This is a genomic window from Sphingomonas yabuuchiae (assembly GCF_001477495.1).
Classification (GTDB): domain Bacteria; phylum Pseudomonadota; class Alphaproteobacteria; order Sphingomonadales; family Sphingomonadaceae; genus Sphingomonas; species Sphingomonas yabuuchiae_A.
Genome location: NZ_LDTF01000029.1, coordinates 1 through 26,571, shown reverse-complemented (window position 1 = coordinate 26,571; position 26,571 = coordinate 1). Strand labels below are relative to the sequence as shown.

Annotated in this window: 28 protein-coding genes; 27 read left to right on the top strand and 1 reads right to left on the bottom strand. The window is 65.4% G+C overall.

Annotated elements, in window-relative coordinates:
• The first annotated feature begins 24 nt into the window (after positions 1-24).
• The 25 genes from thiE (at position 25) to NS355_RS07115 (ending at position 22,656) form a co-directional block, all read left to right on the top strand.
• Positions 25-708, top strand: a complete 684-nt coding sequence (thiE, locus tag NS355_RS07230; RefSeq protein ID WP_058745087.1) for a thiamine phosphate synthase — start codon at positions 25-27, stop codon at positions 706-708.
• Between the two features lie 90 nt (positions 709-798).
• Positions 799-939 carry a hypothetical protein gene (locus tag NS355_RS18955; protein ID WP_167345422.1) on the top strand — a complete coding sequence of 47 codons (141 nt, stop codon included), beginning with the start codon at positions 799-801 and terminating at the stop codon, positions 937-939.
• Positions 940-983: 44 nt separating this feature from the next.
• Entirely contained in the window at positions 984-1,547 is a 564-nt protein-coding gene (locus NS355_RS07225; RefSeq protein WP_244489587.1) for a M23 family metallopeptidase, read from the top strand.
• A 74-nt stretch (positions 1,548-1,621) separates the two neighbouring features.
• Entirely contained in the window at positions 1,622-2,185 is a 564-nt protein-coding gene (gene efp / locus NS355_RS07220) for an elongation factor P (protein ID WP_058716349.1), read from the top strand.
• A gap of 129 nt (positions 2,186-2,314) precedes the next feature.
• On the top strand, positions 2,315-3,127 hold the full coding sequence (locus NS355_RS07215) for an inositol monophosphatase family protein (RefSeq protein ID WP_007404243.1): 813 nt from the start codon (positions 2,315-2,317) through the stop codon (positions 3,125-3,127).
• Positions 3,128-3,321: 194 nt separating this feature from the next.
• Positions 3,322-3,696, top strand: coding sequence for an NADH-quinone oxidoreductase subunit A (gene ndhC, locus NS355_RS07210; RefSeq protein ID WP_056438114.1), 375 nt, complete (start codon positions 3,322-3,324; stop codon positions 3,694-3,696).
• Positions 3,687-4,271 (top strand): NuoB/complex I 20 kDa subunit family protein, encoded by a 585-nt coding sequence (locus tag NS355_RS07205; protein WP_206378809.1) that lies wholly within the window; start codon positions 3,687-3,689, stop codon positions 4,269-4,271. Before ndhC ends, NS355_RS07205 begins: the two co-directional genes overlap by 10 nt.
• Entirely contained in the window at positions 4,268-5,104 is an 837-nt protein-coding gene (locus tag NS355_RS07200; RefSeq protein WP_058745086.1) for an NADH-quinone oxidoreductase subunit C, read from the top strand. The genes NS355_RS07205 and NS355_RS07200 overlap by 4 nt, the downstream gene beginning before the upstream one ends.
• Positions 5,101-6,336 (top strand): NADH-quinone oxidoreductase subunit D, encoded by a 1,236-nt coding sequence (locus tag NS355_RS07195; protein WP_058745085.1) that lies wholly within the window; start codon positions 5,101-5,103, stop codon positions 6,334-6,336. The genes NS355_RS07200 and NS355_RS07195 overlap by 4 nt, the downstream gene beginning before the upstream one ends.
• Positions 6,336-7,010, top strand: coding sequence for a complex I 24 kDa subunit family protein (locus tag NS355_RS07190; RefSeq protein ID WP_056438103.1), 675 nt, complete (start codon positions 6,336-6,338; stop codon positions 7,008-7,010). Before NS355_RS07195 ends, NS355_RS07190 begins: the two co-directional genes overlap by 1 nt.
• Positions 7,010-8,320, top strand: a complete 1,311-nt coding sequence (nuoF, locus tag NS355_RS07185) for an NADH-quinone oxidoreductase subunit NuoF (protein ID WP_058745084.1) — start codon at positions 7,010-7,012, stop codon at positions 8,318-8,320. Before NS355_RS07190 ends, nuoF begins: the two co-directional genes overlap by 1 nt.
• Entirely contained in the window at positions 8,320-10,338 is a 2,019-nt protein-coding gene (gene nuoG, locus NS355_RS07180) for an NADH-quinone oxidoreductase subunit NuoG (protein WP_058745083.1), read from the top strand. Before nuoF ends, nuoG begins: the two co-directional genes overlap by 1 nt.
• Complete coding sequence (nuoH, locus tag NS355_RS07175) at positions 10,335-11,390, top strand: NADH-quinone oxidoreductase subunit NuoH (protein WP_056438094.1); 1,056 nt, start codon at positions 10,335-10,337, stop codon at positions 11,388-11,390. Before nuoG ends, nuoH begins: the two co-directional genes overlap by 4 nt.
• Entirely contained in the window at positions 11,387-11,872 is a 486-nt protein-coding gene (gene nuoI, locus NS355_RS07170) for an NADH-quinone oxidoreductase subunit NuoI (RefSeq protein WP_042483186.1), read from the top strand. Before nuoH ends, nuoI begins: the two co-directional genes overlap by 4 nt.
• A gap of 49 nt (positions 11,873-11,921) precedes the next feature.
• Positions 11,922-12,533: an NADH-quinone oxidoreductase subunit J gene (locus NS355_RS07165; RefSeq protein WP_007404217.1), complete on the top strand. Its 612-nt coding sequence runs from the start codon at positions 11,922-11,924 to the stop codon at positions 12,531-12,533.
• Positions 12,530-12,838 (top strand): NADH-quinone oxidoreductase subunit NuoK, encoded by a 309-nt coding sequence (nuoK, locus tag NS355_RS07160; protein ID WP_007404079.1) that lies wholly within the window; start codon positions 12,530-12,532, stop codon positions 12,836-12,838. Before NS355_RS07165 ends, nuoK begins: the two co-directional genes overlap by 4 nt.
• The gene (gene nuoL, locus NS355_RS07155; RefSeq protein WP_153008102.1) at positions 12,838-14,952 is read left to right on the top strand and encodes an NADH-quinone oxidoreductase subunit L; all 2,115 of its coding nucleotides are present in this window, start codon (positions 12,838-12,840) and stop codon (positions 14,950-14,952) included. Before nuoK ends, nuoL begins: the two co-directional genes overlap by 1 nt.
• 7 nt (positions 14,953-14,959) lie before the next feature.
• Positions 14,960-16,510: an NADH-quinone oxidoreductase subunit M gene (locus NS355_RS07150; RefSeq protein ID WP_058745081.1), complete on the top strand. Its 1,551-nt coding sequence runs from the start codon at positions 14,960-14,962 to the stop codon at positions 16,508-16,510.
• On the top strand, positions 16,510-17,973 hold the full coding sequence (gene nuoN / locus NS355_RS07145) for an NADH-quinone oxidoreductase subunit NuoN (protein WP_058745080.1): 1,464 nt from the start codon (positions 16,510-16,512) through the stop codon (positions 17,971-17,973). The genes NS355_RS07150 and nuoN overlap by 1 nt, the downstream gene beginning before the upstream one ends.
• Before the next feature lie 5 nt (positions 17,974-17,978).
• Complete coding sequence (locus tag NS355_RS07140) at positions 17,979-18,683, top strand: biotin--[acetyl-CoA-carboxylase] ligase (RefSeq protein WP_058745079.1); 705 nt, start codon at positions 17,979-17,981, stop codon at positions 18,681-18,683.
• 9 nt (positions 18,684-18,692) lie between these two features.
• Complete coding sequence (locus tag NS355_RS07135) at positions 18,693-19,475, top strand: type III pantothenate kinase (protein WP_058745078.1); 783 nt, start codon at positions 18,693-18,695, stop codon at positions 19,473-19,475.
• A 138-nt stretch (positions 19,476-19,613) separates the two neighbouring features.
• Positions 19,614-21,248, top strand: coding sequence for a ribonuclease J (locus tag NS355_RS07130; protein WP_058745077.1), 1,635 nt, complete (start codon positions 19,614-19,616; stop codon positions 21,246-21,248).
• Between the two features lie 4 nt (positions 21,249-21,252).
• On the top strand, positions 21,253-21,528 hold the full coding sequence (locus NS355_RS07125; RefSeq protein ID WP_058745076.1) for a DUF1467 family protein: 276 nt from the start codon (positions 21,253-21,255) through the stop codon (positions 21,526-21,528).
• Position 21,529: 1 nt separating this feature from the next.
• Positions 21,530-22,255, top strand: coding sequence for a helix-turn-helix transcriptional regulator (locus NS355_RS07120; protein WP_058745075.1), 726 nt, complete (start codon positions 21,530-21,532; stop codon positions 22,253-22,255).
• A 32-nt stretch (positions 22,256-22,287) separates the two neighbouring features.
• Complete coding sequence (locus NS355_RS07115) at positions 22,288-22,656, top strand: VOC family protein (protein WP_058745074.1); 369 nt, start codon at positions 22,288-22,290, stop codon at positions 22,654-22,656.
• 109 nt (positions 22,657-22,765) lie between these two features.
• Here the strand turns inward: NS355_RS07115 and NS355_RS07110 are convergent, their stop codons facing one another.
• A complete protein-coding gene (locus NS355_RS07110) occupies positions 22,766-25,102 on the bottom strand; it encodes a hypothetical protein (RefSeq protein ID WP_244489586.1) in 2,337 nt (778 codons plus the stop codon).
• A 102-nt stretch (positions 25,103-25,204) separates the two neighbouring features.
• Between NS355_RS07110 and NS355_RS07105 the strand changes: the two genes are divergently transcribed.
• Positions 25,205-25,498, top strand: coding sequence for a hypothetical protein (locus NS355_RS07105; RefSeq protein ID WP_058745073.1), 294 nt, complete (start codon positions 25,205-25,207; stop codon positions 25,496-25,498).
• Between the two features lie 54 nt (positions 25,499-25,552).
• Positions 25,553-26,545, top strand: coding sequence for a hypothetical protein (locus NS355_RS07100; RefSeq protein ID WP_209445033.1), 993 nt, complete (start codon positions 25,553-25,555; stop codon positions 26,543-26,545).
• Positions 26,546-26,571 lie beyond the last annotated feature (26 nt).

Here is a 26,571-nt window from a genome sequence, read left to right as displayed (position 1 = left end):
CGCGTCAGGCGCTAGGGGAGGGGCATGACGCTTGAAGACGATCCCCTGGGCCCCCTCGACCCCAATTTCGCGGCGGCCTTCACCCGCGACGTGCGGCGCCCGCCCTGCCAGCTCTATCTGATCTCGCCGCTCGACGTGACCGGCGGTTTCGCCGACCGCCTGGCCCGCACGCTGGATGCCGGGCCGGTCGCGGCCTTCCAGTTTCGCGTCAAGGACATGGACCAGCACGCCGCCGCCAAGCTGGCCGAGCCGCTCCAGCGTATCTGCGCCGACCGCGAGGTCGCCTTCATCGTCAATGACAGCATCAGCCTGGCCAAGCGGCTGGGCGCAGACGGCGTTCATTTGGGCCAGGAAGACGGCGACGCCCGCGAGGCGCGCGACCTGCTCGGACCCACGGTGCAGATCGGCGTGACCTGCCACGACAGCCGCCACCTGGCGATGGAAGCGGGCGAAGCGGGCGCCGACTATGTGGCATTCGGTGCCTTCTACCCGACCACGACCAAGGAAACCAAGCATCGGCCCGAGCCGGTCGTCCTTTCCTGGTGGTCGGCCCTGTTCGAACTGCCCTGCGTCGCGATCGGCGGGATCACGCCCGCCAATGCCGCGCCGCTGGTCAAGGCGGGGGCGGACTTTCTGGCGGTCTCAGGCGCGGTTTGGAACGGCGACGAGGCGGCCGCGATCAAGGCCTTTGCCGAACTGCTGGGCTGAGCCTTTCCCCGGCGCATCCGTTCCGCTTAGGAAACAAGCGTCGGGCCGCCGCGTTTAACCTGTGATCGATCCACGGGTTAAGGAGCGGGCGTGAAGAGACTGGCAATCGCCTTAATCGGCGGCGTGGCCATGGCGCTGGTCGCGGTCGGCACCCATCCGGCATCCGATGGTCTGCACGGCGCCACGTCACGGCAGGCTGTCGTCGGCGCGCCATCGGTACCGACGCAATGAGGCGTGGCGGGGGCAGGGGGCCGCTGTCACGTTTCGGTTGGGTGATGCTGGGCCTGATCGTGATTGCGGTCGGTGGTTTCCTGTCGATGCTGTCCTTTGGCCCCGGCGAAGTCGTGGTGCCGGATGTCGCGGCTCCCGCCAGACAGGCGGCGGCGGGCAGTTCGGCATCGCTGGCCATGCCCATCGCCAATTATCCGGTTTCCTCGATGCGTCACGATTGGGGTGATCCGCGCGAGGGTGGCCAGCGCAAGCATCAGGGGCTCGACCTGATGGCGCCGGGCGGAACGCCGGTTGTCGCCGCCTTGTCCGGTACGGTCGAGAAGCTGTTCGACAGCGATCGCGGCGGCCATACCATTTATATCCGCTCACCCGATCGCCGCTGGATGCTCTATTATGCGCATCTCAAGGGCTATGCGCTGGGCCTGGCCGAAGGGCAGCAGGTCCGCCAGGGTCAGGTCGTCGGTTATGTCGGCGACAGCGGCAATGCGGGAGCGGGCAACACCCATCTGCATTTCGCGGTCAGCTGGATGCGCGCCGGGGACCGTTGGTATCAGGGCGAGCCGGTCGACCCCTATCCGCTGCTTGCCGGAAAGACCGCTTCGCGTTAAAGCGGCCGACACAGGAGGCCGGGTCGCGTGTGTCGCGCCGGTGTCCTTCGCTCTTTCCAGCAGGTTGAAGACCCATGAAGATCAGCGGCGTGGACATTCGTCCCGGCAACATCATCGAGTATGAAGGCGGCATCTGGCGCGCCGTGAAGATTCAGCACACCCAGCCCGGCAAGGGCGGTGCGTATATGCAGGTCGAAATGAAGAACCTCATCGACGGCCGCAAGACCAATGTCCGCTTCCGCTCCGCCGAGACGGTTGAACGCGTCCGCCTGGATACCAAGGACTTCCAGTTCCTGTTCGCGGAAGGCGACGACCTGACCTTCATGGACAAGGAAACCTATGAGCAGATCACGCTGCCGCGCGACCTGCTGGGCGATGCCGCCGCGTTCCTGCAGGACGGCATGGACGTCGTGATGGAATTGCACGAGGAAAAGCCGATCTCGGTCCAGCTTCCCGACCAGATCGAAGCGACCATCGTCGAGGCCGACGCCGTGGTGAAGGGGCAGACCGCCTCGTCCTCATACAAGCCCGCCATCCTCGACAATGGCGTCCGCGTGATGGTGCCGCCGCACATCGCGAGCGGAACGCGCATCGTCGTCGACGTGTACGAACAGACCTACGTCCGCCGCGCGGACTAAGCACGATCGGCGGATGACCGGCGCGACCTGAGCGCGACCCCGTCATCCGCCGTACCGGCCCGTCGTTCGCGGCGGGCCTTTTCAATTGGAGCGCCCTGGGCAAGCAGCGGCGCGATCGAAAGGACGATCATGGCCTCGCACTCCGGGCTTCTCACCATCATGGAACGCGCCGCGCGCAAGGCCGCCCCGCGGCTCCGCCGCGACTTCAACGAGGTTCAGCACCTCCAGGTCAGCCGCAAGGGTCCCGCCGACTTCGTGTCGATGGCCGACAAGCGCGCCGAGGAAACCGTCTTCGAGGAATTGAAGAAGGCGCGTCCCGACTGGAACTTCCTCATGGAGGAGGGCGGCGAGATCAAGGGCGATCCGTCCAAGCCGCGCTTCATCATCGATCCGCTCGACGGCACCTCGAACTTCCTGCACGGCATCCCGCACTTCGCCATCTCGATCGCGGTCGAGGAGCCGCTGGCGAACGGCAAGCGCGAGGTGACGACGGGCCTGATCTATCAGCCGCTGACCGACGAGAGCTTCTGGGCCGAAAAGGGCCGGGGCGCATGGTTGCAGGACGGCCGCCTCCGCGTGTCGTCGCGCCGCGACCTGTCGGAGGCGCTGATCGCCACCGGCATCCCGTTCCTGGGGCATGGCGATTTCGTCCAGTGGAGCCGCATTTTCGGTGCGATCGCGCCGCAGGTTGCCGGTATCCGCCGCTTCGGCTCGGCCGCGCTCGACCTCGCCTGGGTCGCGGCGGGCCGCTATGACGGCTTCTGGGAGTCGGGCCTGAAGCCCTGGGACGCGGCGGCGGGCATGCTGCTGGTGCGCGAAGCGGGCGGTTTCGTCAGCGACTTCCGCGGCAGCGACAAGTCGCTCGACCGCGGCGAGTATCTCGCGGCAAACGAGGGCCTGCATTCCAAGCTGCACAAGCTGCTGGCCAACGCGCTGCGTTAAGAATTTGGCGAGATTTGAACGCAAGGGGTCCTGCCTCTTGCGTTCAAGCTGCTGAATTACCATGTGAAAATACGAGGATGGTGGCTGGTGGCGGCGTTCACTTGCGATTCATTCTCATGCCTTCGCTGGCTTGCTCCGGCCGACCCATCGGCCTAAAGCCATCGCATCCAGTTCCGCATCTGCGAGAGAAAAACTTGGTCGATCTGTCGCAATATCTGCCGATCCTCCTGTTCCTGGGCGTTGCCCTGGTTCTGTCGACGGCCTTCGTGTTTCTGCCGATGCTCGTGGCGCGCCTGACCGGTGCCCATAAGCCCAACGAGCAGAAGCTGTCCGAATATGAGTGCGGCTTCCCCGCGTTCGAAGACCCGCGCAGCCAGTTCGACGTGCGTTTCTACCTCGTCGCCATCCTGTTCATCATCTTCGATCTGGAAGCGGCGTTTCTGTACCCCTGGGCGGTCAGCGTCTTCAGCCTCGGCTGGACCGCCTGGTTTTCGATGATGATCTTCATCGGCGAGCTCGCGCTGGGTCTCGTCTATGCGTGGAAGAAGGGAGCGTTGGATTGGGAGTAAATCTTCACTCCGGTCCGGTTGAGTTCAAGCCGCAGGCCCATGGCGGACTCGCCCATGATGGCCAAGCCGTCATTCAGCCCGATCAGGGCTTTTTCGACGGGCTCAACGGTGAGCTGACCGACAAGGGCTTCCTCGTCACCTCGACCGAGGAGCTGTTCCAATGGGCGCGCACCGGCTCGCTCTGGTGGATGACCTTCGGTCTGGCATGCTGCGCGGTGGAGATGATCCACGTGAACATGCCGCGTTACGATCTGGAGCGCTTCGGTGCCGCGCCGCGTGCGTCGCCGCGCCAGTCGGACGTGATGATCGTCGCGGGCACGCTGTGCAACAAGATGGCCCCGGCGCTGCGTCGTGTGTACGACCAAATGTCGAACCCGAAATACGTCATCTCGATGGGCAGCTGCGCCAATGGCGGCGGCTATTACCATTACAGCTATTCGGTGGTGCGCGGCTGTGACCGGATCGTGCCCGTGGACATCTATGTCCCCGGTTGCCCGCCGACTGCCGAAGCGCTGCTGTATGGCGTGATGCAGTTGCAGCGGAAGATCCGCCGCGCCGGGAGCATCGAACGGTGAGGGCGCCTGCTCCCCGTTATGCCGCCAATGACGGCGTGATCGATGCGGCTCGCGCTGTGCTCGGCCCGTGGTTGCTCGACGCGCGCGAGCATGTCGGTGAGGTTGCGCTGGTCGTCGAACGGGCGAACCTGGTCCCGGCGATGATCGCGCTGCGCGATACCAAGGGGCTGGAATATCAGCAGCTGATGGAGATTGCGGGCGTTGATTACCCCGAGCGCGACGAGCGTTTCGAGGTGGTCTATTGCCTGCTCTCGCTGACCCGCAACCACCGCCTGCACGTCCATGTCTCGACCGACGAGGACAAGCCGGTTCCGTCGGTGACGGGGCTGTGGCCGGTCGCCGGTTGGCTGGAGCGTGAGGTCTATGACCTGTACGGCGTGCTGTTCTCGGGCAATAGCGACCTGCGTCGCATCCTGACCGACTATGGCTTCCGCGGCCATCCGCTGCGCAAGGACTTCCCGCTGACCGGTTATACCGAGTTGCGGTACTCGGAAGAGGAAAAGCGCGTCGTCTATGAGCCGGTGAAGCTGGCGCAGGACTTCCGCAACTTCGACTTCCAGAGCCCGTGGGAAGGCGCTGAATATGTCCTTCCGGGCGACGAGAAGGGATCACAGCCGCAGGGCAAGGGCGCACAGACCCCAGCCAGTGCGGATGCGGTGAAGAAGGCCGACGCCGCGCCGGACAAGGTTGCGCCGTCGCAGACGGCCGAGACCAAGACCACCGAAAGCCCCAAGCAGACGGGCGCAGGCGAACCGCATCCGGGCAACAAGGCCGAAGGTAAGCCCCAGGACCCGGACGTCGTGCCGGGCAAGGGCGGAGGACAGAATCAGTGAGCGACTACGTCGACGAACTGCTCCACAAGACGGACGCCGTTGACCCGACCACGGGCGACGTGTCGATCCAGAACTATACGATCAACTTCGGCCCGCAGCATCCGGCGGCCCACGGCGTGCTTCGCCTTGTCATGGAGCTGGACGGCGAGATCGTCGAGCGCGTCGATCCGCATGTCGGCCTGCTGCATCGCGGCACCGAAAAGCTGATCGAATACAAGACCTATTCGCAGGCGCTGCCTTATTTCGATCGCCTCGATTATTGTTCGCCGATGTGCATGGAGCACAGCTTCGTGCTGGCGGTCGAGAAGCTGCTCGACCTGGAAGTGCCGCTGCGGGCGCAGTATCTGCGGACGTTCTTCGCCGAGCTGACGCGCATTTCGAACCACATGCTCAACATCGGCAGCCACGTCATGGACGTCGGCGCGATGACGCCAAACCTGTGGCTGTTCGAGATTCGCGAAGACTGCATGAACTTCTATGAGCGGGCCTCGGGCGCGCGCATGCATGCGAATTATTTCCGTGTAGGCGGCGTCCACCAAGACGTGCCGCTCAAGCTGCTGACCGATATCGCCGACTGGCTCGACACGCGCCTGCCGCAGCTGTTCGAGGATGCGATCGGCCTCGTCGCCAACAACCGCATCTTCAAGCAGCGCAATGTCGACATCGCGGTGGTGAATCGCGAGGACGCGATCAAGTGGGGCTTCTCGGGCCCGATGATCCGCGGCTCGGGCATTCCGTGGGACCTGCGCAAGTCGCAGCCCTATGACGCCTATGACAAAGTGGATTTCGACGTGCCGGTGGGCACCAGCGGCGACTGCTATGACCGGTTCATGGTGCGCGTCGAGGAAGTGCGCCAGTCGGCCCGGATCATGAAGCAGTGCCTGGCGCAGATGCCCGAAGGTCCGGTGCTCGCCACCGACCGCAAGGTCACGCCGCCCAAGCGCGCCGAGATGAAGCGCTCGATGGAAGCGCTGATCCACCACTTCAAGCTCTATACCGAGGGGTATCACGTCCCCGCCGGTGAGGTGTATGTCGCGACCGAAAGCCCCAAGGGGGAATTCGGCGTGTATCTCGTCTCCGACGGATCGAACAAACCCTATCGCTGCAAGATCCGCCCGACGGCGTTCAGCCACCTCCAGGCCATGGAATTCATGTCCAAGGGGCATATGCTGGCCGACACGACCGCGATCCTGGGCGCGATGGACATCGTTTTTGGTGAATGTGACCGCTAATGGCTGACGCACCCAACATCCCCGACGAGGCGGAAGTCCGCGCCCGCTGGGGCAATTTCGCCTGGACCGACGAGAACCAGAAGAAGGCGAACGAGATCCTCGCGCGCTATCCGAAGGGCCGCGAACAGTCCTGCTCGATCCCGTTCCTCGATCTGGCCCAGCGCCAGGTGGGTGCCGAGACGCAGACGCAAGGCTGGCTGCCGGTTCCGGTGATCGAGTTCGTCGCGCGTCAGCTGGGTGTCGCGTACATGCGCATCTACGAGGTCGCGACCTTCTACACGATGTTCAACCTCGCGCCGGTCGGTCGCTATCACGTCCAGGTGTGCGGCACGACGCCGTGCATGCTGCGCGGGTCGGACGATGTGCTGGCGGCGTGCAAGAACAAGGGTCTGATCAAGGGCAAGACCACGCCCGATGGCATGTTCACGCTGACCGAAGTCGAGTGCATGGGCAATTGTGCGTCGGCACCGATGGTCCAGATCAACGACGACAATTACGAGGATCTGGATTACGACCGCACGGTCACGATCCTGGAAGCGCTGGCGCGGGGCGAGAGCCCCAAGACCGGCACGCAGGAGCCGGGTCGCCACACGGTCGAGCCGATCGGCGGTCCGACCACGCTGACCGCCATGGTCGGCGACAATCACGACTATCGCGGGGAGTGGGGCGCATAATGCTCGCTGACAAGGACCGCATTTTCACCAATCTCTACGGCTATCAGCCGTGGAACGTCGACGCGGCGATGAAGCGCGGCGATTGGGACAATACCAAGGCGCTGCTCGAGCTGGGCCAGGACAAGATCATCGACGTCATCAAGGCGTCGGGTCTGCGCGGGCGCGGCGGTGCGGGCTTCCCGACCGGCATGAAGTGGAGCTTCATGCCCAAGGAACCGCGCCCCGACCGGCCGAGCTTCCTGGTCATCAACGCCGACGAGTCCGAGCCTGGTTCGTGCAAGGACCGCGAGATCATCCGCCACGATCCGCACAAGCTGATCGAGGGTGCGCTGGTCGCGGGCTTCGCGATGCGCGCGCGCGCGGCCTATATCTATATCCGCGGCGAATATATCCGCGAGGCCGAAACGCTGTTCGCGGCGGTCGCCGAGGCCTATGACCGGGGCTTCCTGGGCAAGAATGCCTGCGGCTCGGGCTATGACTTCGACGTCTTCGTCCATCGTGGTGCGGGCGCCTATATCTGCGGCGAAGAGACCGCGATGATCGAAAGCTTGGAGGGCAAGAAGGGCCAGCCGCGCCTGAAGCCGCCTTTCCCGGCGGGTGCGGGCCTTTATGGCTGCCCGACGACGGTCAACAACGTCGAGTCGATCGCGGTCGCGCCGACGATCCTGCGTCGCGGCGCCGAGTGGTTCTCGTCCTTCGGGCGCGAGAACAACAAGGGCACCAAGCTCTTCCAGATCTCCGGCCATGTCGATCGCCCCTGCGTGGTCGAGGAAAGCATGTCGATCAGCTTCCGTGAGCTGATCGAGAAGCATTGCGGCGGTATCCGTGGCGGCTGGGACAATCTGCTCGCGGTGATCCCGGGCGGTTCGTCGGTGCCTTTGGTGCCCGCCGCCGAGATCATGGACGCGCCGATGGATTTCGACGGCCTGAAGGCGGTCGGATCGGGCCTCGGCACGGCGGCCGTCATCGTCATGGACAAGTCGACCGACATCGTCCGCGCGATCAGCCGCCTGTCCTATTTCTACAAGCATGAGAGCTGCGGCCAGTGCACGCCGTGCCGTGAAGGCACCGGCTGGATGTGGCGCGTGATGGAGCGGATGCGCACCGGCGATGCCGATGTGGCCGAGATCGACACGCTGTTCCAGGTGACGAAGCAGGTCGAAGGCCACACCATCTGCGCGCTGGGCGACGCGGCGGCCTGGCCGATCCAGGGCCTGATCCGCCACTTCCGCCCGGAGATGGAACGCCGCATTCGCGAACGCAAAGGCGAGACGGGCGGCAACGCCCCGATGATGGAAGCTGCCGAATAATGCCTAAGGTCAAAGTCGACGGCGTCGAGATCGAGGTGCCGCAGGGCGCTACTGTGCTCCAGGCCTGTGAGCTGGCGGGCAAGGAAATCCCGCGCTTCTGCTATCATGAGCGGCTGTCCATCGCGGGCAATTGCCGCATGTGCCTGGTCGAGGTGAAGCCTGGCCCCCCCAAGCCGCAGGCGTCTTGCGCGCTTCCGGCGGCGGACAATCAGGAAATCTTTACCACCACCCCGATGGTGAAGGCCGCGCGCGAAGGCGTGATGGAATTCCTGCTCATCAACCACCCGCTGGACTGCCCGATCTGCGATCAGGGCGGCGAGTGCGATCTGCAGGATCAGTCCATGGCCTATGGCAAGGGCCATAGCCGCTATGACGAGAACAAGCGGGCCGTCACCGAGAAATATATGGGTCCGATCGTCAAGACGGTCATGACCCGCTGCATCCAGTGCACCCGCTGCGTCCGTTTCGCCGAAGAGGTCGCGGGCGTGGAGGAAATCGGCGCGATCTATCGCGGCGAGAATATGCAGATCACATCGTATCTCGAACAGGCCGTGTCGAGCGAGCTGTCGGGCAATGTCGTCGACCTGTGCCCGGTGGGCGCGCTGACGTCCAAGCCCTATGCGTTCGAGGCCCGTCCGTGGGAGCTGAAGAAGACGCTCGCCATCGACGTGATGGACGCGGTCGGCACCAATATCCGCCTCGACAGCCGGGGTCGCCAGGTGCTGCGCTGCGTGCCGCGCATCAACGACGAGGTGAACGAGGAGTGGGCGAGCGACAAGACGCGTCACGCGATCGACGGTCTGGTCCGTCGTCGCCTCGACCGTCCGTTCATCCGCCGCGACGGCAAGCTGGTGCCCGCCACCTGGGACGAGGCTTTCGCCGCGATCCGTGACGTGAACGCGGGTTCGAGCGTGGCCGCGATCGCCGGCGATCTGGTCGATTGCGAGACGATGTTCGCCGCCAAGGCGCTGCTGGTCAAGATGGGTTCGACCCTGCTCGAAGGTCGTCAGACCGGCATGGACTATGACACGTCGAGCCTGGCCGCCGTCAACTTCAACACGACCATCGCGGGCGTCGAGCAGGCCGATGCGATCCTGCTGATCGGCACCAATCTGCGCTGGGAAGCGCCGCTGGTGAACACCCGCATCCGCAAGGCGATCAAGAAGGGCGCCAAGGTCTTCGCGATCGGCCCCGAAACCGATCTGACCTACAAGGTCGAGTGGCTGGGCGCCGACCTGTCGGCACTGGGCAACCTGCCCGAGGCGGTAACCGAGCTGTTCGGCAATGCTGCGCGTCCGATGGTGATCGTCGGTGGCGGGGCGCTGAAGGGCGCGCACGGCGCGAGCCTGAAGCTGGTCGACCAGTTCAATCTGGTCCGCACGCTGGAGGACGGTTCGGCCTGGAACGGTTATAATGTCGTTCACATGGCGGCGGCGCGCATGGGCGGTCTGATGCTCGGTTACGCGCAAAAGGGCGGCATCGCGGACGTGGTCGCGGCCGCACCGAAGCTCGCCTTCTTCCTGGGCGCCGACGAGGTCGACTTCGCCAAGTTCGGCAACAGCTTCAAGGTGTTCGTCGGCCATCACGGCGACAAGGGTGCGCATCACGCCGATGTCATCCTGCCGGGCGCGACCTTTGCCGAGAAGTCGGGCACCTGGGTCAATCTGGAAGGCCGGGTGCAGCGCGGCGACCGTGCGGTGTTCGCACCGGGCGACGCGCGCGACGACTGGACGATCTTCCGCGCGCTGTCCGAAGTGCTCGGCCAGACCCTGCCGTTCGATACGCTGGAAGAGCTGCGCGCCGCGATGGCGGCCGAGGTTCCGGCGCTGGGCCAGGTCGGCCTTGTGACCTTCGACTGGGCCGCGCCGTCGCTGAACGCGACCGCGTCCGGCACAATGGATGGTTATCCGATCAAGGACTTCTACCTCACCAACGCGATCTGCCGCGCCAGCCCGACGATGCAGCGCTGCTCGGCCGAACTGGTCCATGGTGAGAGCTATGCGGAGGCAGCGGAGTGACCGCGTTTTTCAACACGACGCTCGGCCTTCCTTATGGCTGGGCCTGGACGATCGCGACGTTGGTCGGGATCCTGGCGATCGCGCTGCCGCTGATGCTGGCCGTCGCAATGGTCATCTATGTCGACCGCAAGATCTGGGCGGCGATGGCGCTGCGCCGGGGTCCGAACGTGGTCGGCCCCTTCGGTCTGCTCCAGTCCTTTGCCGACGGCCTGAAGGTCTTCCTTCAGGAAACCATCGTTCCCTCGGCCGCCAATCGCGGGCTGTTCCTGTTGGCGCCGATCATCACCTTCACGGTCGCGCTGATCGTCTGGGCGGTGGTGCCGTTCCAGCCGGGCGTGGTCGTCGCCAACATCAATGTCGGCCTGCTCTATGTGCTCGCGGCCTCGTCGCTGGGTGTGTACGGCGTGATCCTGTCGGGCTGGGCGTCGAACTCGAAATATCCCTTCTACTCGGCGCTTCGTGCGGCCGCGCAGATGGTGTCCTATGAAGTCGCGATCGGCTTCATCCTGATCTCGGTCGTGATGTGGTCGGGCAGCTTCAACCTGACCGACATCGTCGAGGCGCAGAAGAGCGTGCTGGGGATTCCGGTCAACGGCTTCTTCCTCAACCCGCTGCTCTTCCCGATGGCGGTGATGTTCTTCATCTCGGCGCTGGCCGAGACGCAGCGCGCGCCGTTCGACCTGACCGAAGCGGAGTCGGAGCTCGTCGCGGGTTACCAGACCGAATACAGCTCGATGTCGTTCGCGCTGTTCTGGCTGGGCGAATATGCCAACGTCATCCTAATGTGCGCGCTGAACGCGATCCTGTTCTGGGGTGGCTATCTGCCGCCGTTCGACTGGGCGCCGCTCTATGTCGTGCCGGGCATCGTCTGGCTGCTGCTGAAGATGTGCTTCTTCTTCTTCGTCTTTTCCTGGGTGAAGGCGACCGTACCGCGTTACCGGTACGACCAGCTGATGCGGCTGGGCTGGAAGGTGTTCCTGCCGGTGTCGCTGTTCTGGGTATTCTTGGTGTCTGGCGTGCTGATGTATGCGCGCGTGGGAGTTCCGGCATGAGCGTCGCTCAGTACGTCAAGGCTTTTACGCTGTGGGAGTTCGTGAAGGGCCATGCGCTGACCCTTCGCTACTTCTTCAAGCCGAAGGCGACGATCAACTATCCGTTCGAGAAGAACCCCATCTCTCCGCGCTTCCGGGGTGAGCACGCGCTGCGTCGCTATCCCAATGGCGAGGAGCGGTGCATCGCGTGCAAGCTGTGCGAGGCGATCTGCCCCGCCCAGGCGATCACGATCGAGGCGGAACCCCGCGACGACGGCAGCCGCCGCACGACGCGCTACGACATCGACATGACCAAGTGCATCTATTGCGGGCTGTGCCAGGAGGCTTGCCCGGTCGATGCCATCGTCGAGGGTCCGAACTTCGAATTTTCGACCGAGACCCGCGAAGAGCTGATCTACGACAAGTCGAAGTTGCTCGATAACGGTGACCGCTGGGAAAGCGCGATCGCGGCGAACCTTGCCGCCGATGCGCCGTACCGTTAAAGCCCGCGACCAACGGTTCGGGGCGGACAGAAAAGGGGCCTGACAGGCAGTGATACAGGCTATCGCCTTCTATATTTTCGCGACCGTGGTGATCGTGTCCGCAGGGCTCACGATCGCGTCGCGCAATCCGGTGCACTCGGTCATGTGGCTGATCCTGGCGTTCTTTAACGCCGCGGGCCTCATGGTGCTGTGCGGGGCCGAGTTCATCGCGATGCTGCTCGTCATCGTCTATGTGGGCGCGGTCGCGGTCTTGTTCCTCTTCGTCGTCATGATGCTCGATATCGAGGTCGCGGCGATGCGGGCGGGCTTTGCGCGCTATCTGCCGCTGGGCCTGGCACTCGCCGTCGCCCTGCTGGCCGAGGTCATCATCGCCTTCCAGGCCTGGAGCGTCGGTGGCGTGCAGTTGGCGGCCCGTGCGGCCCCGATCGCGCCGGAGGTGTCCAACATCCAGGCGATCGGCAACCTGCTGTACACGCGCTATCTGTTCATCTTCGAAGGCGCGGGCCTTGTCCTGCTCGTCGCGATGATCGGCGCGATCGTGCTCACCCATCGCAAGCGGGGCGGCGTCCGTCCGCAGAACATCGCCAAGCAGAATGCGCGTCAGCCGCATGAGGCGATCCGCAACATCAATCAGCCCATCGGGCAGGGGGTGGAACTGTGACGATCGGTCTCGTCCATTATCTGGTCGTTGCAGCGATCCTGTTCACCATGGGGGTGCTGGGTATCTTCCTCAACCGGAAGAACCTGATCGTCATCCTCATGGCGATCGAGCTCATCCTGCTCGCCGTGAACCTGAACCTCGTCGCCTTCTCGGCCGCGCTTCAGGATCTGGTGGGGCAGGTCTTCGCCATGTTCGTGCTGACCGTGGCCGCCGGTGAATCGGCGATCGGTCTGGCGATCCTGGTCATCTATTTCCGTGGCCGCGGCACCATCGCGGTCGACGACGTCAACCGGATGAAGGGGTAATCGGGTTGATCCTCGCTATCGTCTTCCTGCCGTTGCTGGCCGCCGCCATTGCGGGGTTCGGCAACAAGGCCATCGGGAACGTGCCCGCCAAGGTCGTCACGACCGGCGCGCTGTTCATTTCCTGTGCCCTCTCATGGCCGATCTTCATCGGCTATTTGTCGGGTGCCAATGTCGCCACCGTCACGCCGGTGCTCCACTGGATCACCAGTGGCACCATGTCGGTCGACTGGGCGTTGCGCGTCGACTCGCTGACCGCGATCATGCTGGTGGTCATCACCAGCGTCTCGGCGCTCGTTCACCTCTATAGCTGGGGCTATATGAGCGAGGAGCCGGATCAGCCGCGCTTCTTCGCCTATCTCTGCCTCTTCACCTTCGCGATGCTGATGCTCGTGACGGCGGACAATCTGGTCCAGATGTTCTTCGGCTGGGAAGGCGTGGGTCTCGCGTCCTACCTGCTGATCGGCTTCTGGTTCCGTAAGCCCTCGGCCAATGCGGCCGCGATCAAGGCGTTCGTCGTCAACCGCGTTGGCGACCTCGGTTTCATGCTGGGCATCTTCGGCACCTTCCTGGTGTTCGGGACCGTCTCGATCCCGGCGATCCTGGCGGCGGCCCCCGGCATGGCGGGCTCGACCATTGGCTTCCTGGGCTATCGGTTCGACACAATGACCGTGCTTTGCCTGCTGCTGTTCGTCGGCGCGATGGGCAAGTCGGCGCAGCTTGGCCTCCACACCTGGTTGCCGGACGCGATGGAAGGCCCGACCCCGGTGTCGGCGCTGATCCACGCGGCGACGATGGTCACCGCGGGCGTGTTCATGGTGTGCCGCCTGTCGCCGATGTTCGAAACCTCGCCGACCGCGCTCGGTGTCATCACCGTGATCGGGGCCTGCACCTGCTTCTTTGCCGCGACCGTCGGCACGGTGCAGACCGACATCAAGCGCGTCATCGCCTATTCGACCTGTTCGCAGCTCGGCTACATGTTCTTCGCCGCCGGCGTCGGCGCCTATGGTGCGGCGATGTTCCACCTGTTCACGCACGCCTTCTTCAAAGCGCTGCTGTTCCTGGGTGCGGGCTCGGTCATCCATGCGATGCACCATGAGCAGGACATGCGCTATTATGGCGGTCTGCGTCGCCACATCCCGCTCACCTTCTGGGCGATGATGATGGGTACGCTGGCGATCACCGGCGTCGGTATCCCGGCTCTGTTCGGCAATCCGATGGCGTTCGGCTTCGCGGGCTTCCACTCGAAGGACGCGATCATCGAGGTCGCCTATGCGGGTGGTTCGGGCTTCGCCTTCTGGGCTGGCGTGATCGCCGCGCTGCTGACCAGCTTCTATTCGTGGCGTCTGATGTTCCTGACCTTCTGGGGCAAGCCGCGCTGGACCGGGTCGGAGCATATCCAGCACGCGATCCATGACGCGCACGGCCACGGCCATGACGATCACGCGCACGGCCACGCTCACGATGCGCATCATAACGACGCGCATTCGGAAGATGCCGGTCGCGAGCCCCATACGCATGGCGCTGGTCACACCGACGTGCCGGAAGGCACCGGTGGCTATCATCCGCATGAGAGCCCGCTGGTCATGCTTATCCCGCTGATCGTCCTGTCGATCGGTGCGATCGCGGCGGGCTTCGTCTTCCATGGCTGGTTCATCGAGCCGGAAGCGGGCGAGAGCTATTGGAAGGGGGCGATCGCCTTCAACGAGCACCTGATGCACTCGATGCATGGCGTGCCGGTGTGGGTGAAGCTGTCGGCGACGGTGGTGATGCTGCTCGGTCTGCTGACCGCGTATCTGACCTATATCCGCGCCCCGGAGTTCCCGGCCAAGTTCGCGGACCAGTTCCGCATCCTGTACCGCTTCCTCCTCAACAAATGGTATTTCGACGAGATCTACCATTTCCTCTTCGTGCGCCCCGCCTTCGCGATCGGCCGGTTGCTGTGGCACCGTGGCGACGAGAAGACGATCGACCGCTTCGGCCCCAATGGTGTCGCCTGGCTCGTCCAGCTCGGCAGCAAGGGTGCGGCGCGCTTCCAGACGGGATACCTCTACAGCTATGCCTTCGTCATGTTGATCGGCCTGACCGCGGCCGTCACCTGGGCCATTTTGGGTTGATCGCGTGATGCAGGGCTTCCCAATCCTCTCCGTCATGCTGGCGGTCCCGGCTGTTGCCGCGATCGCCTGCCTTTTCCTCTCCGCGCAGGGGGCACGCCTGCTGGCGCTCGCCGCCACGCTGATCGACTTCGCCCTGGGCATCGTGCTTTGGACGCAGTTCGATGTGGGCGGCGCCCAGTGGCAGTTCGTCGAACATGCCCCCGGCATCTTCGGCCCGTTCGGCTGGTCGCTCGGCATCGACGGTTTCGCGCTGCTGCTGATCATGCTCAGCGTGTTCCTGATGCCGATCTGCATCGGCGCCAGCTGGCGCGCGATCGACAAGCGGGTCCCGGAATATATGGGCCTGTTCCTGTTCACCGAAGTGCTGATGATCGGCACCTTCGCGGCGCAAGACCTGTTCCTCTTCTACGTCTTCTTCGAGGCTGGCCTCATCCCGATGTATCTGATCATCGGTATCTGGGGCGGGGCGAACCGCATCTACGCGTCGTACAAGTTCTTCCTGTACACGCTGCTCGGCTCGCTGCTTATGTTCGTCGCGATGCTCTATATGGCGCGCACGGCGGGTACGACCTCGATCCCGGCGCTTCTCGCCTATGACTTCCCGGCCTCGGTCCAGACCTGGTTGTGGATCGCCTTCTTCGCCTCGTTCGCGGTCAAGATGCCGATGTGGCCGGTCCACACCTGGCTTCCCGACGCGCACGTGCAGGCACCGACGGCGGGTTCGGTCATCCTGGCGGGCGTGCTGCTGAAGCTTGGCGGCTATGGCTTCCTGCGCTTCCTGCTGCCGATGTTCCCGGAGGCGAGCGGGCAGCTGACTTGGCTGATCTTCGCGCTCTCGGCGGTGGCGGTGATCTATGCCTCGTTGGTCGCGCTGGTGCAGTCCGACATGAAGAAGCTGATTGCCTATTCGTCGGTCGCACACATGGCGATCGTGACCATCGGCCTTTATGCCTTCAACCAGCAGGGCATCGAAGGCGCAATGATCATGATGCTCAGCCACGGTCTGGTGTCGGGCGCGCTCTTCCTGTGCGTCGGCGTCATCTACGACCGGCTGCATACCCGCGAGATCGCGCGTTACGGCGGCCTGTCGATCAACATGCCGAAATATGCCGTGCTGTTCCTGTTCTTCACCATGGCGTCGATCGGTCTGCCGGGTACCAGCGGCTTCGTCGCCGAGTTCCTGTCGCTGATGGGCACCTATCAGGTGTCGACCTGGACGGCGCTGCTCTGCACCACCGGCATCATCCTGGGTGCGGCCTATATGCTCTATCTCTACCGGCGTGTCGCTTATGGCGAGATCAAGTCGGACGAGGTGGCGGCGATGCCCGACCTGTCGAGCCGTGAGCTGTGGCTGCTCGCTCCGATCGCGGCGGTGACGCTGTGGATGGGTGTCTATCCGGAAAGCTTCCTGGCGCCGATGCGCAAGGATGTGCAGGTTCTGCTGCAACGGATCGACCGGGCGAATCCCGGTTCGGACAGCCGTCCGACCGCCGGTAACCCCGCGCTCGCCACCACCCATGCCCCTGAGCACCAAGCTGCGCACGGGGAGGCGCACTGATGAGCTATTCGTTGAACCTTTTGATGGTCCTGCCCGAGCTGGTGCTGACCCTCGGCGCGATCGCGCTGATGCTCGTCGCCGCCTGGGGTGGGACGAACGCCACGCGCGGCATTTCGATCGCGGCGGTGTTCGTGCTGGCGGGGGCGATGGTCGCTCTGGCCGGTCCGTCGACCACGGGCGGGCTCGCCTTTGGCGGTCTGTACCGCGCCGACGCCTTTGCCGGTTTCGCCAAGGTGCTGATCTATCTGGCGACCGCGGTGGCGATCATCATGGCGCCGCGCTTCTTCGCCCGCTCGCCGGGTGAGGATCTGCGTCCCGAATATCCCATCCTGATGCTGCTGTCGTCGGTCGGCATGGGCATGATGGTGTCGGCGGGTGACCTGCTGACGCTGTATGTCGGTCTCGAACTGCAGAGCCTTTCGGCCTATGTGCTGGCGAGCTTCATGCGTCGCGACGGTCGATCGGCCGAAGCGGGCCTGAAGTATTTCGTCCTCGGCGCGCTCGCCTCGGGCATTCTGCTTTACGGCATCTCGCTGGTTTACGGCTTCTCGGGATCGACCGACTTCGCCCAGATCGCTCTGGCCTATGGTCGTGATGCCGCCGCTGGCACGCGCTCGCTGGGCCTGACGTTCGGCCTGGTGTTCGTCTTCGCCGGGCTGGCGTTCAAGATGTCGGCGGTGCCGTTCCACATGTGGACCCCGGACGTCTATGAAGGGGCGCCGACCCCGGTGACGGCCTTCTTCGCCTCGGCCCCCAAGGTCGCGGCGATGGCGCTGGCGGTTCGTGTCGCCGTCGAGGCGATGGGCTCGGCCGCACAGCAGTGGCAGCAGATCGTCACCTTCGCCGCGCTGGCGTCGATCATCCTGGGCGCCGTGGCCGCGATCGGGCAGACCAACATCAAGCGTCTGCTGGCTTACTCGTCGATCAACAATGTCGGCTTCGCGCTGATCGGTCTGGCGGCGGGTACGGCGCAGGGTGTCGCGGCGGTGCTGACCTATCTGACCATCTACGTCATCATGACGCTGGGTGCGTTCCTGATCGTCATCCGCATGCGGGACGAGAACGGCAATCCGTTGGAGTCGATCGCCAGCCTGTCGGGTCTGTCGCGCACGCGTCCGGCGCTGGCCTGGGCGATGGCGTTCTTCATGTTCTCGGTGGCGGGCATTCCGCCGCTGCTCGGCTTCTATGCCAAGTTCGCGGTGTTCAATGCGGCGGTCGCGGCGGGCCTGTTCCCACTGGCGGTGATCGGTGTCGTCGCCTCGGTGATCGGTGCCTATTACTACCTGCGCATCATCAAGACGATGTTCTTCGATGAGCCCGCCGGTGCCTGGGCCAATGCCGAGATCGAGCCGGTCGAGAGCGGCCTAATCGCCCTGTCGGCGCTGTTCGTCTCGCCGGTCGGCTATCTGGCAATCCCGCTGCTGGGCGCCTGGTCGCTGGCGGCTGCTCGGGCGCTGTTCTGAGCCGATTGCTACACGTCCCGGAGACGGGATCGACCAATGCCGATCTTCGCCAGCTTGCCGAGGCGGGTGGCGAAGACGGCCTTTGGCTCCGCGCCGACCGCCAGACGGCGGGGCGCGGACGCCAGGGGCGGGACTGGTCCTCGCCTTCGGGCAATTTCTATGGTTCGACGCTGGTGCGATTGCGGCCCGGCGATCCCATGGCCGCCACCCTGGCGCTGGTTGCCGCCGTGGCGATCGAGGACGCGCTGCGGACCTGCCTTCCCGATATCGGCGCGCGACTGGCGCTGAAATGGCCCAACGATCTGTTGATCGACGGGGCCAAGCTGTCGGGCATTCTACTGGAGCGTACGGGCGATGCGATCGTCATCGGCATGGGGATCAACCTGGCGTCGGCCCCGGACCTTTCCGATCGCGCCACGACCGCGCTCGGCGATCATGGCGTCGCTGTCACGCCCGAGGCGATGCAGGCGCTGCTCGCCGATGCCATGACGCGCTGGGTTGCGATCTGGCGCGAACAAGGCCTGCCCGCGATCATCGCGCGCTGGGAGGCGAGGGCGCATCCACACGGTACGTCGCTCACCGCCAGGCTGCCCGATGGGCAGGTGCTGACCGGCACGTTTCACGGGCTGGCGAGCGACGGCGCATTGCGGCTCGGCTTGGCGGATGGCTCGGCGCATGTCATCCATGCCGCCGATATCTTCCTGGTCTGAGGGACTTTCATGCTGCTTGCGATCGATGCCGGGAACACGAACGTGGTCTTCGCGCTGCTCGAAGGGCGGACGATCAAAGGGCGCTGGCGCATTGCGACCGATCCCCGCCGGACGGGCGACGAATATGCAGTGTGGCTCAGCCAATTGCTCGCGCTCGAAGGCTATGCGCGCGAGGATGTGACCGGCGTCATCATCGCCACGGTCGTGCCGCGCGCGCTGCACAATCTTCAGGTGCTGGCGCAGAAATATTTCAAGGTCGAGCCGCTGATCGCGGGCCGTGCGCCGGTGGAGTGGGGCATCGCCATCGATGTCGACGAACCCGCCTCGCTGGGCGCGGACCGCGCGGTCAACACGATCGCCGCCCACGAACTTCATCCCGGCGACCTGATCACCATCGATTTCGGCACGGCGACGACCTTCGACATCAGCGACTATCAGGGCGCGTACAAGGGCGGGATCATCGCGCCCGGCATCAACCTGTCGCTCGACGCGCTGGTGACGGCGGCCGCCAAGCTGCCGCGTATCGCCATCGAGGCGCCGGAAAGCCGCAGCGTGATCGGCCGCAATACGGTCGACCAGATGCATATCGGCATCTTCTGGGGCTATGTGGCGATGATTGAGGGACTCGTCGCGCGGCTGAAGGCCGAGGTCGGGCGGCCGGTAAAGGTGCTCGCGACCGGCGGACTGGCGGCGCTTCTGAGCCCACATACGGATGTTTTCGATCATATCGAGCCCGACTTGACCATTCAGGGGCTGGCGATCCTGTGGGAACGCGCCCATATTGCGGCTTGAAGTTTCGGATCGGACAGCCCGCGAAGACCCGCTGGGCGCCCGTATCCGCAAGAGAATGACCGCGCCCTGACCGGCGCAAAACCTAATGCCCCTGGACCTCGCTTGCAGCGGGGCGGGGGTTCCATCGTCAGGACGTGAATGACTCCCAAGAAAGAATTGCTGTTCTGCGCGCTCGGTGGCTCGGGCGAAATCGGCATGAACGTGAACCTGTACGGCACCGAAGGTAAGTGGGTGATGGTCGATTGCGGCATCACCTTTGCCGATCCGGCCTATCCGGGCATCGATGTGATCCTGCCCGACCTGAGCTTTATTGAGGACCGGCTGGACGACCTGGTCGGCATCGTGCTGACCCATGGTCACGAGGACCATATCGGCGCGCTGCCCTATTTGGCCGAGGACCTCGGCGTGCCCATCTATGCCACGGCGTTCACCGCCGGGCTGGTGCGCGGCAAGCTGGAGGAAGAGGGTAGCGCCAACCGCGTCAAGCTGCGCGTCATGGAGACGGGCAAGACCTTCGAGGTCGGCCCGTTCGACTTCACCTTCGTGCCGCTGTCGCACTCGATCCCGGAAGCCAATGCGCTGCTGATCGAGACGGCGGTGGGTCGTGTGTTCCACACCGGCGACTGGAAGCTCGACCAGACCCCCGTCATCGGCAAGCCCGCCAGCCCGGCGCAACTGTCGTCGATCGGCGACATGGGCGTCGACGTGCTGGTCTGCGATTCCACCAACGCCTTCAACACCGAAGCCTCGGGCTCGGAAGCCAGCGTCCGCCCCGGTATCGCCGAGACGGTCGCCAAGGCGAAGGGGCGCGTCGTCGTCACCACCTTCGCCTCCAACGCCGCGCGTCTGGTGACGCTGGGCGAGGTCGCCAAAGAGACGGGCCGCAAGCTGTGCGTCACCGGCCGCTCCCTCGACCGGATTTTGAAGGTCGGCAAGGCCTGTGGATACTTCAAGGGCTTTCCGGAGACGGTCGATCCCGAAACCGCGATGCGCCTGCCAAAGGACCGCGTGCTGATCGTCGCGACCGGCGGCCAGGGCGAGCCGCGCGCGGCGCTGTCGCGCATCGCCGAGGGTAGCCACACGATCCGGCTCGACACCGGCGATACCGTCATCTTCTCCGCGCGCCAGATTCCCGGCAACGAGACGGCGGTCGGCCGTATCCAGAACATCCTGGCGGGGAAGGGCGTCCGCATGGTCACCGAGCGTCAGGCGCATGTCCATGTCTCGGGCCATCCCGGCCAGCCCGAACTGGCGCAGATGTACAAGTGGCTGCGCCCCCGCACGCTGATGCCGGTGCACGGCGAGATGCGGCACATGATGGAGCATGCCCGCTTCGCCACGACGCAGGGCGTGCCCGCGACCATCGTCCAGTCGGACGGCGACATGGTCCGCCTGCTGCCGGGCAACGCCACCAAGATCGGAAATGTGCCGGTCGGTCGCCTAGTGCTGGACGGCGACGTCATTCTGCCGTCGGACGGCTCGACGATGAACGAGCGGCGCAAGCTGGCGATCAACGGCCAGATTTCGGTCGGCGTCGCGGTCGCCAAGGGGCGGCTGGTTGGCAGCCCGCAGATCCGCGTCCAGGGCGTGCCCGTCGAGGACGAGCGTGACGCCTTCATCGCCGAAGCGGTGGCGGCTGCGGCAAAGGCGGTCGATGGCCCGCGCCGCAATACCGACAAGTTGCGCGAGGATATCCGCCTGTCGGTGCGCAAGGTTGCGACGCGCTGGACCGGCAAGAAGCCGATCGTCGATGTCCTGCTGATCGAGGGATAAGGCCATGCACTGGACGTCGGCCCTCGCGATCTACGTCCTGTTCTGGTTCCTCGCCGTGTTCCTGGTCCTGCCCTTCGGGGTCAGGACCACGCATGAGGCGGGGGGCGAGCATGTTCCCGGCACCGCCGAGAGCGCACCGCATGTCTTTCTAATCGGCCGCTTCTTTCTGCGCACGACGATCGTGGCGACGGTGATGTTCGTGCTGTTCTATCTAAATTACGTCTATGGCTGGATCACGGCCGACATGCTCGACTGGAGCGGGGTAAGCCGGGGCGTCTGACATGGCGCGTGCGTCCCGCCTGTTCGACCTGCTCCATCTGCTCCACCGCCAGAGCGGCGTCGTATCCGGGCGGCATCTGGCCGAGCAACTCGGCATTTCGCTTCGCACGCTGTACCGCGATATCGCGACGCTTCAGGCGATGGGCGCGGATGTCGAGGGCGGGGCGGGGGTGGGCTATCGCCTGAAGCCCGGTTTCATGCTGCCGCCGATGAGTTTCCCCGTCGAGGAGGTCGAGGCGCTGGTTCTGGGAGCGCGCATGGTTGCCGAGCGCGCGGACCCGGCAATGGGCCAGGCGGCGCGCAGTGCCGCCGCGCGGATCATGCGCGCGATGACCCCCGAACAGGCCGAGGCGATGCGTGACACGGCGCTGTTCATAGGTCTGCGGTCGGAAGCCTATGAGGGAGAGGTCGATCCGGCACCTCTACGGGCGGCGATCCGGAGCGAGCGGCGTCTGTCGCTGGTCTACCGCGACGCACAGGGTGAAGCGTCGGAGCGGACCATCTGGCCCTTCGCGATCGCGCTGTTCGACCGGGCCGATGTGCTGCTCGGCTGGTGCGAGTTGCGCGGCGATTATCGTACCTTCCGTATCGACCGCATCGTCACTGCGCGCGCCATGCCGGAGCGTTATCCGCGTCGCCGCGCCGTTTTGCTGCGCGAATGGCGCGAAGCGGCGGGCATTCCGCAGGAGCGCTTCCTGCTGACGGAAACTGACGCAGCCGTCGGATAGGCGGACCTCCTCTCGAACGAAGGAGCTTTGCCATGACCTGCCCGACGACGACCATCCTGCTGCATATCGCCGATATGCGTGTCAGCACCGACTTTTATCGCGGGGTGTTGCAACGCGACCCCGTCGACGCCGGTGAGGCCTTTACCCTGTTCGCCCTCGACTCCGGGACGACGCTGGGCCTTTGGCGTCGTGACGTGATCGATCCGCCAGCCCAAGGTGCGTCGGGTGTCATCGAACTGGGGTTTCGTCGCGACCATGACGGCGTGGACGCATGTCATGCGGATTGGCTCGCCAAGGGGGTGACGATGCTGATGCCGCCCACGGACCGCCCGTTCGGGCGGAGCTTCGTGGGGCTGGACCCCGATGGGCACCGGTTGCGGGTCTATGCCCTGAACGGATGAGGGGCGTGGCGTTCGACTTCGCTCAGGCGGAACGAAGGTTGGAGCAAGGATCGATCGCGACCTCCGCCCCTCCATTCGCACTGAGCGAGGTGCGCCAGATGGCCGGCGATTATCGCAGCCGCTCGATGGCCTGGGCCAGCGCGACATAGAGCTTGCCCATATCCGACGACAGCAGCGTGACGCCCAGCGGCGATCCGTCACGCTGCGCCAGCACGCCACGCAGCATCGCCTCGAAGTCATGGATATAGCGGTTCACGTGATCGCGGAACTTGGGATCCTCGTCATACAAATCGGCGATGCCGCGCGCCTGATGGGAGTCGAGGATGCGCACCGCACGCCGGGTGAAGACACCACGATCGCCCTTCAGATAGGCGGCCCAGGCGCTGTCGGTGACTTCGGGGGCATAGATTTTGGCGATGTCGATCGACGCCGAGTTGAGCGATTCGACCAGCAGCGAAGCGCGGCGGGCGAAATTGTCGCGATCGGCTTCCTCGCGTTCGGTCCGGGCCTCTTCGATCCGCGATTCGACGATCGCCGTCTTCTCGACGATCATGTCCGCCTGCCGTGCCAGCCGCTCGGTCGCGCGCGTGGCGGCCTCGACCGCATTCTGGGTGGCATCGACGATGGCGTGAACCTGCCGCTCGACGGTGTCGCCAGTCGCGCGCCGCATCGCCTCCGCACTGGCGATTTCCAGCGCGCTGGCGGCTTGGGGAATGACGTCGGCCAGCGTCTCGCGCGCCTTTTCGGCGGCCGTGGCGGCGGTTTCGCGGACCCGGAGCAGCGCATCGACCAGCTTGGGTGCGGCCTCGTCGGCGAACTGGTGCGAGCGTTCGATCGTTTCCTCGACCATCATGCCCAGGGCATCCGCCTTGGCCCGCCCGGTCGACAGGGTCTCGATCAGCGAGCCCGACAGCGTCTCCAGCGTCTGGCGCTGCTCGGCAATGACGTCGGCAATCGCCTCGATCGCCTCATGCGTGCTCTCGGCCGCAGCGACCAAAGCGAGCAGTTCGGGCTTGGTCTCGACGACGACCTCATGGCTGGCATGCATTCGCTGGTCGAGCCGCCCGAGCGCCTCGGGCAGCGTCTCGTCGATCTCGCGCGCGGCGGCATCGAGCGCGATCAGCAGCGTCTCGGTCGTGCCGATGACGCGGTTCGCCATGGTCTCACCCGCCTCCAGCGCGTCGGTCATCGCATCGGCCGAGCCCCCCAGGGCACTGATCGAGGCGGCCAGCATCTGCGACTTTTCGGTGCCTTGGGCGTGGAGTACCGCGATGCGTGTCTCGACCCGCTCCAATTCGGTGTCGAGCGTGTCGATCATGGTCTCGCCCGCCATCCGCTGGGCCTCGAGCTCGGCGGTCAGGCGGGCGATGGCGCCGTCCACCGTGGTCAGGCGTTCGGCCAGCGCATCGGCACTGTCCCGCGCAGCCCGGTCGAGCGCCGCCTGGTTCGACGCGACCATTGCCAGCATCTCCTCGCCCTGCGCGGTGATGCCCAGGCGGGACTGGTCGATGGCCTGGGCCGTCCGGTCGAGCAGCGCGTCGATCGTATTGGCCAGGTTGCCGGTGACGGTTTCCAGATGCACCCCGGCGACGCGGCTGGTTTCCTCCATCTGTTCGATGTGCGTGGCCAGGCGAAGCGCCGCGCCGCTGGCGATGGTGTCCGCATCCTGCCCGCGCCGACCGAGCGCGACGAATTGGGCGTCCAGCTCCACCGCATGGATGTGCGCCGAGCGCGCCGCCTCCGCCATCCGGTCGGATGCCTGGCCGATCTCCTCTGCCGCGCGGGGCAGGGCTTCGAGCAGCTGGGTCATGCTCGACTGGCTGGTCACGGCGATATCGGCCAGCGTGCGGCCATGCGCCTCGACCATCTGGATATCGTCGGTCAAATCACGGGCGATCGTCCTGAAGCGCGTCTCGGCCGCCTGCGCCATTTCGGACAGGGCGATCGCCTGGGCCGACAATTCGAAGCGATTGGCGGACAGCGCCTGACCGATCGCGCCGACCGCGCGCTCCAACGCCGCCGCTTCCTCGCGCATGTCCCGCGCGGTCAGCGCGAAGCGGCGTTGCTCGGCGCGGCTGCTGCGCTGGCCGACCAGCCACAGGACCGCGATCAGCATCGGACCGGCCAGCGCGAGCGTACCCAGCGGGGCCAGTGTCGCGGGGGACAATATCGGGCTGGCCGAGATACCCCAGGACAGGATGGCCGTCGCCCACAGGACCGAGACCAGGATCGCCACGATCAACGGCCAACGCGCGGGTGAGGGCTCGTGCCGCTCGACCGGGGCGGTGTCTTCGTCCAGCCAGACGCCGAAGGGCGAGGACTCGGCGGCCGGCGGGACGGACGAGACTTTTCCGGCCGGGGGCTGGACGTTATGGTCTTGCATATCCGCCTCTGCGTTCGGCATGTCCGACCTGTCCTGACGCTCTGCGCGCATATCGACGATCATCTGGGCCCCCGTGTCACAATGGGCCGGTTTATCACGTTTGCCGATGGCAGAAAGCGAATTGCGCTATTCCGTGCGAGCCGCGTTCGGGTTTAAGTGAGGGCAATGACTTACGAGCACGGAACGATCGATTCTACTTTGGCGGCGGTGGCAGGTGACGAACCGGCCGTGATCCAGGAATTGCGCCGCGCCTTTGTCGAGGGCGTGACCCGTGCGATGGAGGCCATGCACATGGCCGAGGACGCCGCGGAATGGCGCGAGGCGGCGTTGCGGCTCAAAGGGCTGGCGGCCAGCGTCAACGCCCTGCCGCTGATGACCCTGGCGGCGCAGGCGGCGGACCTGGAAAGCCCGGACCCGCAGTTGCTCGACCGGATCGGGGATCAGGTCGCGCGCCTTTGACCCTTGACCGGGTCGGGGCTGGCATGGCGCGTCTCTAGCGCCTAACAGCACGCGATGCTTTCCGGTCTTCTCTTTGCGATTGACGATGCCGACGACCGCCCCGGGCGGTTGACGGCGACCCTGCCGTTTGCGGGTGTCACCCTGATCGAATATCAGGCGCGCCTGCTGATCGCGGCGGGGGCCGCGCAGATCATCATCGTCGTCGCGCGCCTGACCCCCGAACTGCTCGGCGCGATCGCCCGCATCGCCCAGCGGGGCGTGGTGGTCGATACGGTGCGCAGCGCGGTGGAGGCGTCGGAGAAACTTCATCCCCTGTCGCGGCTGCTCGTGCTGGCCGATGGCCTGATCACCACCGAGGATACGATCGCGCTGGTCCTGCGTGACGCCGGGCATGACGCGCTGATCGTGCTGCCCGAGGCGGAGGCCGAAGCCGGGCTGGAGCGGGTGGGCGGACAGATGGCCTGGGCGGGCGTCGCGCGGCTCGATCCGCGCCGGGTGGCCGAAGTGGCGGCCCTGCCTCGCGACTATGACCCGCAATCGACGTTGTTGCGTCTCGCGGCGCAAGCGCGGGCGACGCATATCCTGCTGCCCGCCGATGCGGAAAAGGCGGGTCATGGCATCGTCCACCGTGCTGAGGCGCTGGACGCGCGAGGGCGGGCGGTCGTCGCGCGGCTGGTGTCGGGACGGCGGAGCTGGTTCGATCGCTACATCCTGGCCCCCATTGCGCGCCTCGCGCTGCCGCGCCTGGTCGAGCGGTCGGTGCCCGCCCATGTCGCTGGCGGGGTAGGGGCCGGGCTGGGGCTGCTTGGACTGGTAGTGATCCTGTCCGGCTTTCCGGCTTTCGGCCTGCTGATCGCCATTGCCGGAGCGCTGGGGCTGGGGCTGGGCGAGACGCTGGCGGGGTTGCGCGACGAACAGGGGGCGGCGCGCGGCGGGTCGGCCGCCATCGCGGCACTGTCCGGGCTGGCCGTGGCGGCGCTCGGGGGGCAGGACTTCCAGGATGTCTCGTATACACAGCTGACGCGGCCGACGAAGAGGCTAGTGTAGGATGTGAGTGTGATCGGTGCATGACA